Raw genomic sequence first — 16,506 nt, forward strand, 5'->3', positions numbered from 1 at the left:
CGACCGGCCGAGGATGTCGCGAAAGCCACTTTCGGGACATCAGACGTCGCGAAAGTGGCTTTCGCGACATCCCGGGCTACCCAGGTGGTAGCAAAGGTCCCTTGCTCCCGCGCGAAGCGGCCGCCGACGGTGACCGTGTGGCTTTCGGGTCATCCAACGCACCAAAATCCACACGGTCGGTCAGCGTCGCTACGCGGGGTGAAGGGTGTGTGGAAATAGGGACGCTCAACGTCTCTATTCCCACACACCCGCCGCTCACGCCCCGCGGTAGCAAAGGTCCCTTGCTCCTTTTTCGCAGGTCAGTTGGCGTGCAGGGCCGCGTTCAGCTCGATGCCGACGCCGGTGCGCGCGACGACCTCGACGGCGCCGGTCCCGGAGTTCCGCCGGAACACCGCGCCCGAGATGCCGGACAGCTCCAGCGCCTTCACGACCTTGCCCTCGAAGGTCACCTTCGTGCCGGCCGTGACGTACAGGCCCGCCTCGACGACCGAGTCGTCGCCGAGCGAGATGCCGACGCCACCGTTCGCGCCGATCAGGCAGCGCTCGCCGATCGAGATGGTCTCCTTGCCGCCGCCGGACAGCGTGCCCATGATCGACGCGCCGCCGCCGACGTCGGAGCCGTCACCGACCACGACGCCCGCCGAGATCCGGCCTTCGACCATCGAGGCGCCGAGCGTACCGGCGTTGAAGTTGATGAAGCCCTCGTGCATGACCGTGGTGCCGTTGGCCAGGTGCGCGCCGAGGCGGGCGCGGTCGGCGTCGGCGATGCGGACGCCGGTCGGCACGACGTAGTCCACCATCCGCGGGAACTTGTCCACGCCGTAGACGGTGACGTTGCCGCGCGCCCGCAGCCGCAGCCGGGTCGCCTCGAAGCCCTCGACGGGGCACGGCCCGTGGTTGGTCCACACGACGTTCGCCAGCAGCCCGAAGATGCCGTCGAGGTTCGCGCCGTGCGGCCGGACCAGGCGGTGCGACAGCAGGTGGAGGCGCAGGTAGACGTCGTGCGTGTCACCGGGGGCGTCGGCGAGGCGGGCGATGGTCGTGCGGACCGCGACGACCTCGACACCGCGGTCGGTGTCCGGGCCGAGCTGGGCGGCGGCGGCCTCGCCGAGGGCCTCGGAAGCCTCCTCGGCGGTCAGCCGCACCGTGCCGGCCTTGTCTTCGGCGCCGTCGATCAGCTTGGGCAGCGGGAACCAGGTGTCCAGCACCGTGCCGTCGGTCGTGACGGTGGCCAGTCCGACGCCGGTGGCGCCGGTCGTTTCGGGATCAGGGGTCTGCTCGCTCACGTCCTGAACGGTAACCCAGTGACCCTCCTCAGCCGCCGACGAGGCTCTTCACACTGGTCAGCGCCGTCGCCATGTCGCCGAGCGCCTGGCCGCACGGGTCGCCGGGAGCCGCCTGGTCCTGGCAGTTCGCGGTGCGGAAGGCGGCGATCGGGCGCTCCAGCGCGTCGGCGTGCGGCGACAGGTCCGGGCGGCGTTTGCGGATGGTGCCCGCGGCGCTGAAGAGCTCGGTCACGTACTTCTGGCAGCCCTTGGGCGATTCGGTCCCCGGCGCCAGATAGCACTGGTCGGTGCTCAACGCCTTGAGCTTGATCGGCAGCACGTCCGGTCCCTCGCCGCGGGTGGGTTTCACCGTGACGGGGACCTCGTTCGATCCACAGCCGCTGAGTACCAGGAGAAGGGCGAGCAGGATCGCTTTGGTGCGCACTCCTTCACGGTAGCCCCGAGCCCTCGGCGGTACGGTGCGGGCATGCCTTCGCTCGATCTGCACACCGACCCCGTCGACCTCACCGCCGCACTGGTGGACATCTTCAGCGTCTCCGAGGAGGAGAAGGTCATCGCGGACACAGTGCAGGCCGCGCTCCTGGCGCAGGCACCGCATCTCGAGGTGATCCGCAACGGTGACGCGGTCCTCGCCCGCACGAACCTCGGCCGTCCGTCGCGGGTGCTGCTGGCCGGCCATCTCGACACGGTTCCGGTCAACGAGAACATGCCCGTGCGCCGCGAGGGGACCGGTGACGACGAGATCCTGCACGGACTGGGCACCGTCGACATGAAGAGCGGCGACGCCGTCTTCCTGCATCTCGCCGCCGCCCTCCGGGAGCCGAAGCACGACGTCACCTTCGTGTTCTACGACTGCGAAGAGATCGAAGCGACGAAGAACGGTCTCGGCCGCATCGAGCGCGAGCTGCCCGAGTGGCTGCGGGCCGACCTCGCGATCCTCGGTGAGCCGTCGAACGGCGGGATCGAGGGCGGTTGCCAGGGCACGATGCGGATCGAGATCCGCGTCGAAGGCGCCCGTGCGCACACCGCGCGCGGCTGGATGGGCGTCAACGCGATCCACGGTCTCGCCGAACCGCTGCGCAGGCTGGCCGAGTACACGCCGCGCGTGGTCGACATCGACGGCCTGACCTACCGCGAAGGACTCCAGGCCACGAAGATCGGCGGCGGTGTCGCGGGCAACGTCGTGCCGGACGAGGCCGTGCTCACGATCAACCACCGCTTCGCGCCCGACCGCTCTCCGGAAGAAGCAGAGGCGCACCTTCGCGAGGTCTTCGAGGGCCACGACGTCAAGGTTGTCGACTTGTCGCCAGGGGCGTTGCCCGGGCTGAGCGCTCCCGCGGCGGCCGAGCTGGTCGCCGCGGCCGGCGGCAAGGCGGTCGCGAAGCTGGGCTGGACCGACGTCGCGCGCTTCGCGGCCCTTGGGATCCCTGCGGTGAACTTCGGGCCCGGCGACCCGACGCTGGCGCACACCCGCCAGGAGAACGTGCGGGCGGGCGAGATCCGGCAGGTCGCTTCGGTGCTGCGCGCGTTCCTCAGCTAGCCAGGGCGAGGTACTCGTCGAGAGCCTGCTCCGGGCCGCCATACGTGAGGTGCGAGATGGCGAACATGGGGGCGATCACGCGGCTCCAGGCGTACAGCCTGTCGCCATCGAGCCCGCACGCGGTCGCCACCACCTGGCACCGGGCTGCGACTCCCTCGCGTCCGGCGCCGCCCACCACGTAGTCGACGGCGTCGAAGCAAGGATCGCCCACGCACGCCTTCGGGTCGATCGCGATCAGGCCGCGCGGGCCGCCGTCCAGGACGTTGCCGGGATGCAGGTCGCCGTGGAGCAGCACGACGCCGGCCTGCGTGGCCAGCAACCTCTCGCAGCGCTCGATCGCCCGCCGCCAGGTGGCCGGGCCGACCCTGACGGCGATGGCCGGTTCGGTGATGCGACGGCCGATCCGGTCGAAGGACTCCTCGAACCGCCCGCGCAGGCTCCACGGCCAGCCTTCGGGCGGGGCGACCGCGTGCAGGGCGGCGAGCAGCTCTCCCCAGCGTCCCGGCAGGGTCGACGGCGGCAGGTGCCCGGCTTCGGTGCCCGGCCGGATCTCCTCCAGCACCATCGCGCCGGCGTCCGCGTCGGCGGCGAGGACGGCGGGCACCCGGCCCGATGGCGCGAACACCCGCAGCATTTCGAGCTGTTTGGTCAGCAGCGGCCCGTCCGGGCTGAGTTTGAGCACCGCCGGTGTCCCGTCGGACCACCGGCAGCGCAGGACGACGGACGAGGCTCCGCTCTCGAACAGCTCGCCGGGCTCGAAGTCCCATCGGGAGGCCAGGCGCCGGGCGAGGGCGGGAACGCCGGCGAGCCACCCTTCGGCGTCGGCGCCGAAGCGGTCGGCCAAACGGGCGCCGATGTCTTCCAAGTCCACTTCGGTCACTGGGAAACGTCCTCCTCGGCTCCGAGAAGGAGCAGTCCACGCCGCAGTAGGTCCGCGGCCTCTTCGAAGCGCCCCTGATCGCGAAGCAGCTCTCCCGCCTTGTCGATCGAAGCGGCCAAGACGCCGCGAGCGTCGCGACGGGCCGCTACATCGATGGCGTGCGCGAAGCCTGCTTCGGCTGCTTCGAGGTCTCCGCGAGCCAGCGCCAGCGACCCCTGCTGGAACACGAGGGACGCGGAGAGCGGCGAGTCCGCGGGGATGGCTTCAGCCGCTTCGGAGAGTAGACCGGCGGCATCGTCGAGACGACCGAATTCACGGCAGACGTCGGCGAGTTCCAGCGTGACGGCGTGATCGGGCGCGGCCGCACGTGACGCGCGAAGGTCCGCGAGAGCGCCTTCGAGGTCGTCGGCACGCCGGACCAGCGCCCGCGCGAACAGACAACGGGCCAGCACCGGCCGCAGGGCGCGTTCGTGGAGCAGGTCGTGCAACGCCGAGACGGCGGCGACGGCGTCGGCCACCCGTCCTTCACCGAGATACGCCTCGGCCAGCCGTCGCTGGTTCTCGGCGAGTTCGGCCAGGAGCTCCTCATCGCCGCGAGCCAGCCGCAGTGCCTCTCCCGCGTGATGCGCGGCCAGGGCGGTCTCGCCGAGGCGAAGCTGCCCGTCGGCGAGGTACGCGTGCAGGGTCAGCAGGAGCACCGGATGCGGATGACGGTCGAGGCTCGTGTCGAGCGCAGTCCGGAGCAGGTGCATCGCGTGATGCGGCTCGCCGCGGCCGACCAAGACGTTCGCCCGCAGCGCGGCGGCCAACCCCCGGTACGACGGGGTGTCGGCGGCGAGCGCGGTTTCGGCCGCGGCCACCAGGCGCGGCAGAGTGTCGCCTCGCGCGAATCGTGCGAGCCACAGCCAGGCGAGCCCGGCCTGCCGGTCGCGGCCGATCTTCTCGGCCCGCCGCGCCAGCCGCCGCATCTTCGGCGCCGAACCGTTCCCCGCCAGGAAATCCACCGCGGCCGCCGCGATGTCCAGGTCGAGCCGGACGTCGTCGCGCGGCGAGGAAACGCCCAGCAGTTCACCGGTGTCCACTCCGAGCCGGGCGGCGAAATGGCGCAGCGCGTCGCCGGACGGCGTCCGCGCGCCTGTCTCGACGGACGAGACGTACGCGGCGGTGTAGTGCGGTTCGGCGAGTTCGCGCTGGGTGAGGCCGCGTTCGGCGCGCAGCCGCCGCAGCCGTCCGCCGACCTCCTCGCCCATGACCGAGAACGATACGGGCGAGCGCGCCGAAAGGTTGCGCGCGCGATCCCACAACTTCTCCCTGCCCCTGCTCGTACCCCTGGATGTGACCGAAGACCTCCGGGAGGATCGATGACCGCGCGCCGGGCACTGGCCCTCGTCGTCTGCGTCTTGGCGTTGGCCGGTTGCGAAGACCATTCGGTCGCTCCTCCGAGTGCGGCACCGGAGACGCCGGTGCCGGTCACCGTCCCCTCGACGCCGAAGCCCGTGCTGGCGCCACCGTCCGCCGAGATCACCTTCCCGGAGGCGGGATCCGGCCAGTGGGTGTTCCCGACCGGTGAAGGTCAGATCGCCGGGTCCGCCGGGAGACTGCTGCGGTATCGCCTCGCCGTCGAAGCCGACATCGTCGGCGTGAGCTCGGACGGTTTCGTCAAGGCGGTGGAGTCCACTTTGGCCGACCCGCGCGGGTGGACCGGCGGCGGACGGTGGCGCCTGCAGCGCGCCGGGCCGGACGGTCCCGTCGATTTCACGATCTATCTCGCGACGCCGAAGACGCGCGACGTCCTGTGCGGCAGGCCGGACGGCTACACCTCGTGCCGCAACGGGAACAGCGTCGTGCTCAACGTCGCGCGCTGGGCGCACGGCGTCCCCGGCTATGGCGCTCCGCTGGCGGTCTATCGGCAGTACATGGTCACGCACGAGGTCGGGCACCGGCTCGGCCGCGGGCACGAGCGATGCCCGGTGCCGGGCGCCCTCGCGCCGGTGATGCAGCAGCAGACGCTGGGCCTGCACGGCTGCGCCCCGAACCCGTGGCCCTACCCCGACGGAAAGCAGTACTCCGGGCCTTCGGGGGAGTATGACGACCCGATCCCGCGCGGCGAATCGTGAGTTCCGCCCTCAATCACGCGAGTTCCGCCTCTGATCACGCGAGTTCGGCGGTTCCGCACGGTGAGGCCCGCGTGACGAAACTCGGGACTCGCGTGATTGGAGGGCGAACTCGCGTGATTGGGGGCGTAACTCGCGTGATCAGGCGGACGACACGACGGATCAGCGGCCCTGCAGGGATTTCACGTTCTGGCCGAAGGTCCAGTTCCGCGAACCGTCCCAGTTGATCGACCAGGTCATCAGGCCCTTGAGCGAAGGGATGCTGCGGTACGCCTGGGAAACCAGGCTCGGCGACATGTAGCCGCCGCCCGCGCCCGCCTGCGCCGGCAGGCCAGGGGCCTGCTTGTCGTAGGGGACGCGGATCGTCTGGCCCTGGATCACCAGGCCCTTGTCGAGGCAGTTGGTCTGCGCGACGAAGCCCTGGACCGTCCCGGCCTGGTACGAATCGCCGGAACAGCCGTACATGCTCCCGTTGTAGTACTGCATGTTCAGCCACCACAGCCTGCCGTTGTCCGCGTACTTCTTGATGATCGGCAGGTACGCGCCCCAGATCGAGCCGTAGACGACGCTGCCGCCGGTGACATACGCGGTCTCGGGCGCCATGGTGAGCCCGAAGTTCGGCGGCATCGCGGCGAGGACGCCGTCGATGATGCGGATGAGGTTCTTCTGCGACGCGGAAAGCGTGTTGATGTTCCCGCTGCCGGTGAGGCCGGTCTCGATGTCGATGTCGATCCCGTCGAAGTTGTACTTCTTCAGGATCGGCACGATGGTGGCGACGAATTTGTCCGCCACGGTGGCCGAATTCAGATCGATTCCCGCGGTGGCGCCACCGATCGACATCAGGATCGTCGCGCCCGCGTCCTTCGCGGCGCACATTTCGGACGGGGTCGCGACCTTCACAGTCGCGTCCATCCCGTCCTCCCATTTGGCCGTTCCGTCGGACAGGATGACCGGAAAGGCAGCGTTGATCACGTTGTACCCATTGGCCTTGATCCGGGCGTCGGTGATCGGGATCCAGCCCATCGGCGGATGGACGCCGTTCGAAGCGCCGTCCCAGTTCTCCCAATAGCCCTGCAGGACCTTGCCCGCGGGCTTCGATTTGACCGCGCAGACCTCGGCGTCGGGAGACGCGTGCGCCGAGCCCAAGGCGACGAGTGTGGTGACGGCGAGTACCGCCGCGCCGGTGATTGCGAGCAGCCGTGAGACGCGACCGAACATACCCAGCTCCCATCTCGAAAGCGGTTTGAACGAACAGGAAGCGGCCGTTCGGCTCAACATAGGTCGCGGCGCACCGGCCACGCTACCGACGATCGGGTGGTCTAGACCAGATATCGAAGAGTTGTCCGAAATTCTCCCCCACGCACGAGGGCCATCCCACGAGGCCGGGTGTCCTCGTGAGATGGCCCTCGCCATTCGGATGGTCAGACGGTGATGGTCCAGCTGTCGAGCGTGCCGGTGTCCTGCGAGTACGCGTCGTAGACCACGAGTGTCCAAGTGCCGGAAGCGGCCTCGTTGGTCACCGGGACCGAGTAGTTCCGCGTGCCCAGATCGGTGCACGGAAGCGAGCCCGTGGGCTTGACCGAGTACGTGCTGCCGTCCGGGGCCTTCAGGCTGATGCGGAGGTCCTCGGAGCAGGTGTGCGTCCCGGTGACCGACACCTTCACCGGCGAGGTCGCCGCACCCGTCGCGGTGGACGTGATCGGGCTGTTGACCGTCGCGTAGTCGTTCAGCGTGAAGTCGGTGCCGTTGGTGAACGTGCGCACGCTGACGTCGCCGACGGTGAGCGTGTACTGCGCCGTGCGGTCCACCGAGGTCCCGTCACCGGTCACGGTGATCGTGCTGGTGCCGTTGGGAGTGCTCGCCGACGTCGCGATGGTGAGCGTCGAGGAGCCGCCGGACTGCACCGAAGCGGGGTTGAACGTCGCGGTCGCCCCGGCGGGAAGGCCGCTGGCGCTCAACGAGACCGCTTGTGCCGCACCGGAAGTCGTCGCGGTGTTGACCGTGACGGTGGTCGACTGTCCAGCTTGGACGGTGCCGGACGACGGCGAGAGCCCGAGCGAGAAGTCGGGGCCCGTCGACGTGCCGACGGCGAGCTTCCACAGTGCGTACGCGATCGCGTCGCTGTTCTTCTCCAGCGGGGTGTCCGGGATGTTCGACAGCGTGTCGCACGCGCGGTGATAGCAGCTGTCGAACGGCCGCCCGGCGGTGCCGCCCCATTTCTGTTGCTGTGCGGCACTCTTCGTGTAGCCGGCGCCGGTCGCGAGGCCGCCGACCGGGATGCCCGCGCTCTTGAACGACGCGTGGTCCGAACGGCCGTCGCCTTCGGTGTCGCCCTCGGTCTGGATGCCGATCGTCCGGAAGTACTCGTCGAACACCGCCTTGACCGAAGCCACGTCGTCGTAGACGAAGTAGCCCCAGTTGTCGGAGCCGATCATGTCGAAGTTCAGGTATGTCTTGATCTTCGTGCGCTCGGTCTGCGGCAGGCTGTTGACGTAGAACCTGGAACCGCGCAGACCGGACTCCTCGTCGGCCCACCAGCCGAAGCGGACGCGTTTGGCCATCGCCGGGTTCTCGCGGGCCAGCGTCAGCGCGACTTCGAGGATCGAGGCCGAACCCGAGCCGTTGTCGTTGATACCGGGGCCGGCGCTGACGCTGTCGAGGTGCGCGCCGAGCATGATGACCTGGCTCGCGTCACCCTGCGGCCATTCCGCGATGACGTTCTGGTTCGATCCCGCGCAGCTCGTGCAGGTCTGCAACGTGACGTTGTAGCCCGCGTCGCGCAGTTTCTGTGCCACATAGGACACCGAAGCCGGGTAGCCCGGCCGTCCGGAGGCGCGGTTGCCGCCGTTCTGGTTGGCGATCGTCTGCAACGCGCTCAGATGCGCCTTGACGTTGGCGAGCGAGATGTCCGGTGCGGCGGTCGTGGTCGCCTGCGCGGGCGCGGTGACGACCCCCAGTACGGCGGCCATGCCGACGACGGCCGCTCCTATTCGCTTTCCCCACTTCATGCCGGGTTCCTTTCGAGAGGAGTGTGTGAAGGACTCCTTCCCCCGGCCGAGCCGAGGGAAGGAGTCCTTCACGCGCGGGAGGCGCTAGACCGTGATGGACCAGCTGTCGAGCGTGCCGGTGTCCTGCGAGTAGGCGTCGTAGACCACGAGGGTCCAGGTGCCCGCCGCGACTTCGTTGGTCACGTTCACCGAGTAGTTCCGCGTGCCCAGGTCGGTGCAGGGCAGGGAGCCGGTGGGCTTGACCGAGTACGTGCTGCCGTCGGGGGCCTTCAGGCTGATGCGGAGGTCCTCGGAGCAGGTGTGCGTCCCGGTGACCGTCACCTTCACCGGGGACACCGCGTTACCGGTGGCGGTGGAGGTGATCGGGCTGTTCACCGTGCCGTAGTCGTTCAGCGCGTAGTCGGTGTCGTTGCGGTACGTCCGCACGTCACCGCCGGTGCCGACGGTCAGCTTGTACTGCGCGGTGTGCGTGCCGCTGGCCGCCGTGCCGGTCACCGTGATGGTGCTGGTGCCGTCAGGGGTGCTCGCCGACGTCGCGATGGTGAGCGTCGAGGAGGCGCCCGACTGCACCGAGGCCGGGTTGAACGTCGCGGTCGCCCCGGTGGGAAGGCCGCTCGCGGTCAGCGAAACCGTCTGCGCCGTACCGTTGGTGGTCGCGGTGTTCACCGTGACGGTGGCCGACTCGCCCGGCTTGACCGAACCGGCCGCCGGGTCGACGCCGACCGAGAAGTCGTTGCCCTGCGGGGTGCACGAGGTCGGTTCACCGGTCGCGGCGGTGACGCTGATGGCGTTCCACGCCGCCTTGGTGGTGTTGAACTCGGTGCAGGAACCCGGGTACAGCGCGAGCGCCGCTTCGAGGGTCGCCTTGCGGGCGGCCTTGTGGTTCCAGCTGGAGGTCTTCTTCAGCAGGCCGTTGTAGAAGATCTTCGCGGCCTTCTGGATGCCGATCCCGGTGATCGAGGTGTTGTTGCAGGTCGGGCTGGCCGGCTTGCCGACCGGCGCGGTGCCCTCGGCCAGCAGGTAGAACCAGTGGTTCTGCGGGCCGGCGGCGGCGTGCACCTCGGTGTTCGGGATGGACGACGAGTAGCAGTCGGGGTTGCCGGAGATCCGGCTCGGCTGATTCATGTAGCGGATCGGCCCGCGGCCGACCAGGTTCACGCCCTCGCCGACGTCGTAGTCGGGGACGTCCTTGGCGTTGTTGGCGTAGTGCTCGGTGATGGCACCGAAGATGTCACCGGTGGACTCGTTGAGCCCGCCGTTCTCGTTGCCACTGCCCGCGCCGCCCGGCGTGGTCTGGAAGATGGCGTGGCCGTACTCGTGCGCGACGACGTCCATCGGGGTGGCCTGGCGCTGGCTGTCCGACGAGCGGCCGTAGGTGGTCGAGGAACCGTTCCAGTAGGCGTTGGCCTGGTTGAGGCCGACGTAGGCGGGGAAGCCACCGCCGTTGCCGTTGATGCCGTTGCGGCCGAGCCATTCGCCCAGCATCTTCCACTCGGTCTGCACGCCGAAGAGCGCGTCGACACAGGCGGTTTCCAGATCGGTGCCGGAACCGTTGCCCCAGTTGTCGTCCGGTCCGCTGTAGGGCGAGCCGTTCTGGCGGGCACAGCTGATGTTGCTGCGCTGCGGGTCGCGCATCGTGTACGTGCCGCCGGAGTTCGTCGTGTCGATGGTGACGTTGCCGACGTAGTAGCTGTTCCCGGCGCCCAGCGTGCCGAGTTCGTTCGACGTCGCCTTCGGTGCGGCGGCGGGGAAGTTGGACATCTTGACGTCGTCGCGGGTTTCGAGCACCGCGCCGGTGACGCCGTCCACGAACACGTGCAGGTTGCTCGGGTTCGCCGCCTTGGTGCCGGCGACGACGACCTCGTAGGCGAGCTTGGGGGAGTTCCCCGCCAGCACGACGAGCTTCGGCGCGACCACACTGTCTACTTTGGACAGCTGGCCGCGCGCGACCTCCGTCGCCTTCGCCGCGGAGATCTTGGCCTTCGTGCCGACCGAGATCGCCGCGGTCTCCGCGGCGCTGGTGCCGCGGACGCGCCCGGCGCCGTCGGCCACCACCACCGCGTCCCCGCCGACGACCGGCAGGCCACGGTAGGTTCGTTCGTAAGCGGCGTAGAAGAGTCCTCCGCCACCCTGGGTCAGCCCGACGCGGCGGAAGTCCTCATCGGCTCCCCTCCGCAAGTGGTCCACCCCGGCCGCGGCGGCCCGGTCGGCCGCGCTCGCGGCCACGGCGTCGGGGCTCGCGGGCTGGATGGTGGCGGTGGTCGCGTTCGCCGGGGTCACCGGGAACGTCATGCTCAGGGCAAGGCCGGCGACGGCCGCCAACCCTGTTCTGAGCCCTCGCTGAACGGTCATGTGAACCTTCCATGGGCAGGACCGTGTACCCGTACGGCCAGTGGCGCGGCGGGGAATCAGACCGGTGCGGGTGCACGGCGGGGGACGGGGAGCGTGCCCATTCGGATAACTGGAGTTATCCCGATGGACACGTTCGAGTAAAGGAGCCGCTCACAAGGCCGTCAATGGGCCGGATGGCCTAGCGGACCTGGTGAAGATCCACATGCGAGGAATGAAATGCCTGTGTAGTAAGAGTTTTCCCGCCATATGCGATATATGGCGACTTTCGTATGGTTTTCAGTCCGCCGGCCCGGAATCGGACATAGCGGCCGCGCGCACGCCGCGCCGATAGGCCTCCGCCGCTTTTTCGATTAATCCGCGGGCGCGCAGTGTGTCGCCCAAATGCAGTGCGGTGGCGACGAGCGCGCCGCGCAGTTCGGCCTTTTCCTGTGCCGTGGCGGCTTCTTCGAGTAGTGCGGTCGCCTCGGTCAGGTCGCCACGCGCGCGGGCGATGAGTCCCAGTAACCGGAGAACCTCGGCCCTCGCCTCGATATCGGGGGATCGATCCAGAAGCGGCCGGATCCCCTCGGCGAGTTCGGCCGCCTCGTCGAGCGCCCCTTGGCGACGGCGGACGTCGGCGAGTTCGATGGTCGCGCCGAGTACACCCTCCTGTGAGCCTGCCTCGGCGAGAAGATCGCGGGCGAGCCGTAGCTCGGCGTGCGCCTCATCGAGTTTCCCCAGCCGTCGCCACAGGAAACCGCGGGCCCAGCGGCACCGGGCGGCGTCACGGTCGTAGCCGATCGAGGTGAACAGCCTCAGTGCCCGCGAAAGGTCCTTTTCCGCGCGGTCGACCAGGCCGATCTCCTGCCACAGTTGCGCCGCCTGCCGGTGGTAGCGCGCGGAGATGTCCTTGCGGTGAGCGGAAGGAAGGACGCGACGGCCTTCTTCGGCGGCCCGTCGCGCCCGGCGCAGCGCGCCCATTTCGATGAGCGGGTGGATCAACGCGGTCAGCAACGCCAGTTCGGCATCCGGATCGCCGGCTCCGGTGGAGCGAAGCTCGGCGAGCGCCGTTTCGACGAGCGCGACCGACGCGCCCAGATCGCCCGAGAGGGCGCGGCAGGCGGCCAGCCGGTTGACGATCATCGCGCGCAACCGGGGCGAAGCGGCGTCGGCGAGCTCCATGGCGTGCGCGAAACCCTTGTCCGCCAACGGGATGTCGTAGCGCTGCCACTGGACTTCACCGAGATAGAAGCGGGCGTGGCATTCGACGTCCGGCAGCCGGTACTCGGCCGCGCGCCGCTCCACGCGGGCGAATTCGTGCTCGGCGGTTTCGAGTCCGCCCTTCTGCAACTCGCGGTACGCGGTTTCGAGCGCGTCGGTGAGTTCTTCGGCCGCTCCCGGCGGCCGGTCGAAGCGGAGTTCGTCCGGAGTGAGGCCGAGCCGTCGCGCGAGATGGGAGAGCACGTCGTCCGAGGGCAGGCGGCCGCCCGACTCGACCTTGGCGAGGAAGCCGCGGTCGTAGCGGGGCTCGGCCAGTTCGCGCTGGGTCAGCCCGCGTGCCCGGCGCAACCGCCGGATCCGCGCGCCGAGTGGTTCTGCCCCGTTCGGCTTGGACGGCACCCCGACCACGGTAGACGATTTCCCGCCGGCAACGCCTGGATCCGGTGACTTTCGACCGAAACGGACATATTGACTGGTGGCGTCCCGCGCGCTAGCGTCTTGCGCAATAAAAAGGAAACTTTCTTAACTAAATCACGAGCGGGGCGCCGATGATGGTGAGTTCCTGGTCCCGGGCGGTGGCCGCGGTTTCGGCACTGGTCCTCGGGGGTTTGACGGTTCCGGCGGTTTCGGCCGCGGCGGCGGTACAAGGTGAGGTCCGGGTCGATCAGGTCGGCTACGGCATCACCGAGACCAAGCACGCCTATCTCCTCTCCAGCGCGCCGGGTTCGTTCTCGGTGATCGACGAACGCGGCCGGACCGTCCATCGTGGACGGACCGGGCAGTCGCTCGGCGCGTGGAACGCGAAGTACCCGGCGGTGTACCAGCTGGACCTGTCGAAGGTCTGGCTGCCGGGCAAGTACCGGATCGAGGTCACCGGCGAGACCAAGGCGACGTCGCCGACGTTCCGGGTGGACACCAAGCACCGGCTCTTCAGCCCGCTCGTCCGCGCCACCAACGAGTTCTTCCAGGCGCAGCGCGACGGCGACGACATCATCCCCGGCCGTCTCGACCGCAAACCCTCGCATCTCGCGGACAAACAGGCCACGATCTACGAATGGCCTGCGTTCGGCGGCGAATTCGGCGACGAGATCACCGAACCGCTGAAACCGGCGGGCGGGCCGATCGACGTCGAGGGCGGCTGGGTCGACGCGGGCGACTTCGTCAAGTTCACGTCGAACACGGCGTACTCGCTGGCGGAGATGGGTTACGTGCTCCGCGAGGGCTATGACCCGGCACTGGCCAAGGAGGTCAAGCTCGGCCTCGACTGGCTCGACAAGATGTGGGACCAGAACGGCAAGACGCTCTACGCCCAGGTCGGTATCGGCACGGGCAGCGACAAGTTCGGCTTCCTCGGCGACCACGACGTCTGGCGGAACCCGCACGACGACGACCCGCTCGACGTGAAACCCGGCGACCCCAAGTACTTCGTGAAGCACCGGCCGGTCTTCCCGGCGAACCCCGGCGGTTCCGCGCTCAGCCCGAACCTCGCCGGCCGCGTGGCCGCCGCGTTCGCGCTCGGCGCGCAGGTCGAGGCGAAGCGGAACCCTTCGCTGGCAAGGAAGTACTTCGCCGAGGCCGCCTCGGTTTTCGCGCAGGCCAAGACCGAGAACGTCGGTGAACTGGTCACCGCCTTCCCGCACGCGTACTACCCGGAATCGTCGTGGCGGGACGACATGGAACTCGGCGCGACGCAGCTCGCACTGGCCGCCAAGGCCCTGCGAGACCCGCGGTCGGCCGAGTGGACGCGGCAGGCGGCCCACTGGGCGAAGGCCTACATCGACGTCGAAGAGAAGAGCACGCTCAACCTGTACGACACCAGCGCGCTGGCGCACGCCGAACTGGCGAAGCTCCTGCGGCACGGTGTCCCAGGTACGGCGCTGGGCCTGAAGGAGCTGATCGGCGATCTGCGGCGTCAGCTCGACGAGGGTGTCGCGAGCGCGGCTCAGAGTCCTTTCCGGACCGCCGTCTCGGTGAAGGAATTCGACGCGGCAAGCAAGAGCTTCGGATTCGCCGCGACCGAGCGGCTGTACGCGGACCTGACCGGTGACCGTCGGTACGCGGCGTTCGGTGCGCAGCAGCGGAACTTCACCCTCGGCGCGAACGCCTGGGGCATCTCGCTGGTCGTCGGGGTCGGCACCACGTACCCGCGGTGTCCGCACCACCAGGCGGCGAACCTCGCCGGAGAGGAGAAACTGCTCTACGGCGCCGTCGTGAACGGGCCCAACGGAGCGGAGAACTTCGAGCACATGGAGCTCCCGCCCGGGTCGAAGGAGTGCAAGAAGCCCTTCGAAGCCTTCGACACCCCCGAGTCCCGCTACGCCGACGACCTGGCGTCCTGGCCGAGCAACGAGCCCGCCATCGACTTCACCTCGACGGCCATGCTCGCGTTCGCGCTGACCGGACGTTCCTGACCCGTGTTCGCGGGGCCCGCTTCCCGGCGGGCCCCGCGTTCGCGTACCCGACAACTCCTGTTCGCGGCGATGCCGCCGCTCCGGACGGTGACGACGTCGTAGTCTTGGCGGGGTGAGTGAGACAAGCGAGTTCCCCGACGGCCAGTACCCGGAACGTCCGATCGAGCGCCACAAGGGCCCGGTCGTGCTGCGGCGGGATCGCCGCGACCAGGGCAGCACCACCGACCAGCGCCTGCTGGACTCGCGGGGTCCGAGCGACTGGGTGCACACCGACCCGTGGCGCGTGCTGCGGATCCAGGCGGAGTTCGTCGAGGGCTTCGGCGCGCTGGCCGAGGTGCCGCGCGCGGTGACGGTGTTCGGTTCGGCGCGGACCAAGCGGGACCACCCGGAGTACGAACTCGGGCGCAAGATCGGCGGCGCGCTCGCGAACGCGGGCTTCGCGGTGATGACCGGCGGCGGCCCCGGCGCGATGGAGGCGGTGAACCGCGGCGCCAACGAGGCGGGCGGGTTCTCGGTCGGCCTCGGCATCGAGTTGCCGTTCGAGCAGGGCCTGAACCCGTGGGTCGACCTGGGCGTCAACTTCCGGTACTTCTTCGCCCGCAAGACCATGTTCATCAAGTACTCGCAGGCGTTCATCTGCCTGCCCGGCGGCTTCGGCACGCTCGACGAGCTGTTCGAGGCGCTCACCCTGGTGCAGACGAAGAAGGTCACGAAGTTCCCGGTCGTGCTGTTCGGCAGCGACTACTGGGGCGGCCTGTACGACTGGATCGCCAAGACGCTGCTCGCCGAGGGCAAGATCGGCGAGAAGGACCTCGACCTGCTGCACGTCACCGACGACATCGACGACGCCGTGCGCGTCGTGCAGGAGTCGTACCAGGCATGGGAGGACACCCACTGATGGCGGCGCCGCGCCGGATCTGCGTGTTCTGCGGCTCGTCGATGGGCTTCGACCCGCGGTACGCCGAGGAAGCTCGTGCCCTGGGCACGCTGCTGGCGTCGCGGGGCATCGGGCTGGTCTACGGCGGGGCCTCGGTCGGGACCATGGGCGTCGTCGCGGACGCGGCGCTGGCCGCGGGCGGCGAGGTGATCGGCGTGATCCCGGAGGCGCTGGGCTCCGTCGAGATCGCGCACGCCGGCCTGACCGAACTGCACGTCGTCGCCGACATGCACCAGCGGAAGGCGAAGATGGCGGCGCTGTCCGACGGCTTCCTCGCGCTGCCCGGCGGCGCGGGGACGCTGGAGGAGCTGTTCGAGGTGTGGACGTGGGCGCAGCTCGGGCTGCACGAGAAGCCGATCGGGCTCGTCGACGTCGGCGGGTACTACGCGCCGCTGCTGAAGTTCGCCGACCACATGGTGTCGGAGGGCTTTCTGTCGGCTGGGTACCGGGACATGCTCTCGATCGACTCGGACGCTTCGGTGCTTCTGGACGGCTTCGCGGACTACGTGCCTCCGCCTCGGCCTAAGTGGGCCAAGTAGGGCTTGGGTTGCGTTGGTCGTGCGTGCCCGCTGGGTCTGCCGGCTGGCGCTGCGGTGGTCCGTGAAGGGCCCCTTGAGGGACCCAGAGTCCGTGAGGGCCTCCTTCACTACCTTGAGGGTAGGTAAGGAGGCCCTCACGGACCGGACCGCGGGCGGTGGGGGAGCAAGGGACCTTTGCTACCACCGGGGGTGTGTGGATATAGGGACGTTGAGTGTCCCTATATCCAGTCTCTTATAAA

At 69.1% G+C, this 16,506-nt stretch carries 13 protein-coding genes; 5 read left to right on the forward strand and 8 right to left on the reverse strand.

The features are described from left to right. Nucleotides 1-299: 299 nt before the first annotated feature. Nucleotides 300-1,286 carry a 2,3,4,5-tetrahydropyridine-2,6-dicarboxylate N-succinyltransferase gene (gene dapD, locus ACFWIW_RS28925; protein ID WP_378371384.1) on the reverse strand — a complete coding sequence of 329 codons (987 nt, stop codon included), beginning with the start codon at nt 1,284-1,286 and terminating at the stop codon, nt 300-302. 28 nt (nt 1,287-1,314) lie between these two features. Further along, nucleotides 1,315-1,710, reverse strand: a complete 396-nt coding sequence (locus ACFWIW_RS28930) for a hypothetical protein (protein ID WP_378371385.1) — start codon at nt 1,708-1,710, stop codon at nt 1,315-1,317. Nucleotides 1,711-1,752: 42 nt separating this feature from the next. Here ACFWIW_RS28930 and dapE point away from each other — a divergent pair, with 42 nt between their 5' ends. Beyond that, nucleotides 1,753-2,826, forward strand: a complete 1,074-nt coding sequence (gene dapE / locus ACFWIW_RS28935) for a succinyl-diaminopimelate desuccinylase (protein WP_378371386.1) — start codon at nt 1,753-1,755, stop codon at nt 2,824-2,826. Here the strand turns inward: dapE and ACFWIW_RS28940 are convergent. Both ACFWIW_RS28940 and ACFWIW_RS28945 read right to left on the reverse strand, forming a co-directional pair. Then, the gene (locus ACFWIW_RS28940) at nt 2,819-3,706 is read right to left on the reverse strand and encodes an aminoglycoside phosphotransferase family protein (protein WP_378371387.1); all 888 of its coding nucleotides are present in this window, start codon (nt 3,704-3,706) and stop codon (nt 2,819-2,821) included. The two genes, dapE and ACFWIW_RS28940, sit on opposite strands and share 8 nt — an antisense overlap. Next, nucleotides 3,703-4,956, reverse strand: coding sequence for a helix-turn-helix domain-containing protein (locus ACFWIW_RS28945; protein WP_378371388.1), 1,254 nt, complete (start codon nt 4,954-4,956; stop codon nt 3,703-3,705). Before ACFWIW_RS28945 ends, ACFWIW_RS28940 begins: the two co-directional genes overlap by 4 nt. Nucleotides 4,957-5,067: 111 nt before the next feature. Between ACFWIW_RS28945 and ACFWIW_RS28950 the strand changes: the two genes are divergently transcribed. Then, nucleotides 5,068-5,823 carry a DUF3152 domain-containing protein gene (locus tag ACFWIW_RS28950; RefSeq protein ID WP_378371389.1) on the forward strand — a complete coding sequence of 252 codons (756 nt, stop codon included), beginning with the start codon at nt 5,068-5,070 and terminating at the stop codon, nt 5,821-5,823. A gap of 159 nt (nt 5,824-5,982) precedes the next feature. Here the strand turns inward: ACFWIW_RS28950 and ACFWIW_RS28955 are convergent, their stop codons facing one another. From ACFWIW_RS28955 to ACFWIW_RS28970, 4 genes are all read right to left on the reverse strand, one after another. Beyond that, complete coding sequence (locus ACFWIW_RS28955; RefSeq protein WP_378371390.1) at nt 5,983-7,038, reverse strand: chitinase; 1,056 nt, start codon at nt 7,036-7,038, stop codon at nt 5,983-5,985. A 203-nt stretch (nt 7,039-7,241) separates the two neighbouring features. Beyond that, complete coding sequence (locus ACFWIW_RS28960; protein ID WP_378371391.1) at nt 7,242-8,828, reverse strand: M28 family peptidase; 1,587 nt, start codon at nt 8,826-8,828, stop codon at nt 7,242-7,244. 84 nt (nt 8,829-8,912) lie between these two features. Beyond that, the gene (locus ACFWIW_RS28965) at nt 8,913-11,180 is read right to left on the reverse strand and encodes a M4 family metallopeptidase (RefSeq protein ID WP_378371392.1); all 2,268 of its coding nucleotides are present in this window, start codon (nt 11,178-11,180) and stop codon (nt 8,913-8,915) included. 276 nt (nt 11,181-11,456) lie between these two features. Continuing rightward, nucleotides 11,457-12,779: a helix-turn-helix domain-containing protein gene (locus ACFWIW_RS28970; RefSeq protein ID WP_378371393.1), complete on the reverse strand. Its 1,323-nt coding sequence runs from the start codon at nt 12,777-12,779 to the stop codon at nt 11,457-11,459. 149 nt (nt 12,780-12,928) lie between these two features. On the opposite strand from ACFWIW_RS28970, the gene ACFWIW_RS28975 reads away from it, so the two are divergent. The 3 genes from ACFWIW_RS28975 (at nt 12,929) to ACFWIW_RS28985 (ending at nt 16,267) form a co-directional block, all read left to right on the forward strand. Then, nucleotides 12,929-14,791: a glycoside hydrolase family 9 protein gene (locus ACFWIW_RS28975; RefSeq protein WP_378371394.1), complete on the forward strand. Its 1,863-nt coding sequence runs from the start codon at nt 12,929-12,931 to the stop codon at nt 14,789-14,791. Between the two features lie 112 nt (nt 14,792-14,903). Continuing rightward, nucleotides 14,904-15,689, forward strand: a complete 786-nt coding sequence (locus ACFWIW_RS28980) for a TIGR00730 family Rossman fold protein (RefSeq protein ID WP_126736377.1) — start codon at nt 14,904-14,906, stop codon at nt 15,687-15,689. Further along, nucleotides 15,689-16,267: a TIGR00730 family Rossman fold protein gene (locus tag ACFWIW_RS28985; protein ID WP_192746931.1), complete on the forward strand. Its 579-nt coding sequence runs from the start codon at nt 15,689-15,691 to the stop codon at nt 16,265-16,267. The genes ACFWIW_RS28980 and ACFWIW_RS28985 overlap by 1 nt, the downstream gene beginning before the upstream one ends. Nucleotides 16,268-16,506 lie beyond the last annotated feature (239 nt).

This window comes from Amycolatopsis sp. NPDC058340 (assembly GCF_042723975.1).
Taxonomy (GTDB): domain Bacteria; phylum Actinomycetota; class Actinomycetes; order Mycobacteriales; family Pseudonocardiaceae; genus Amycolatopsis.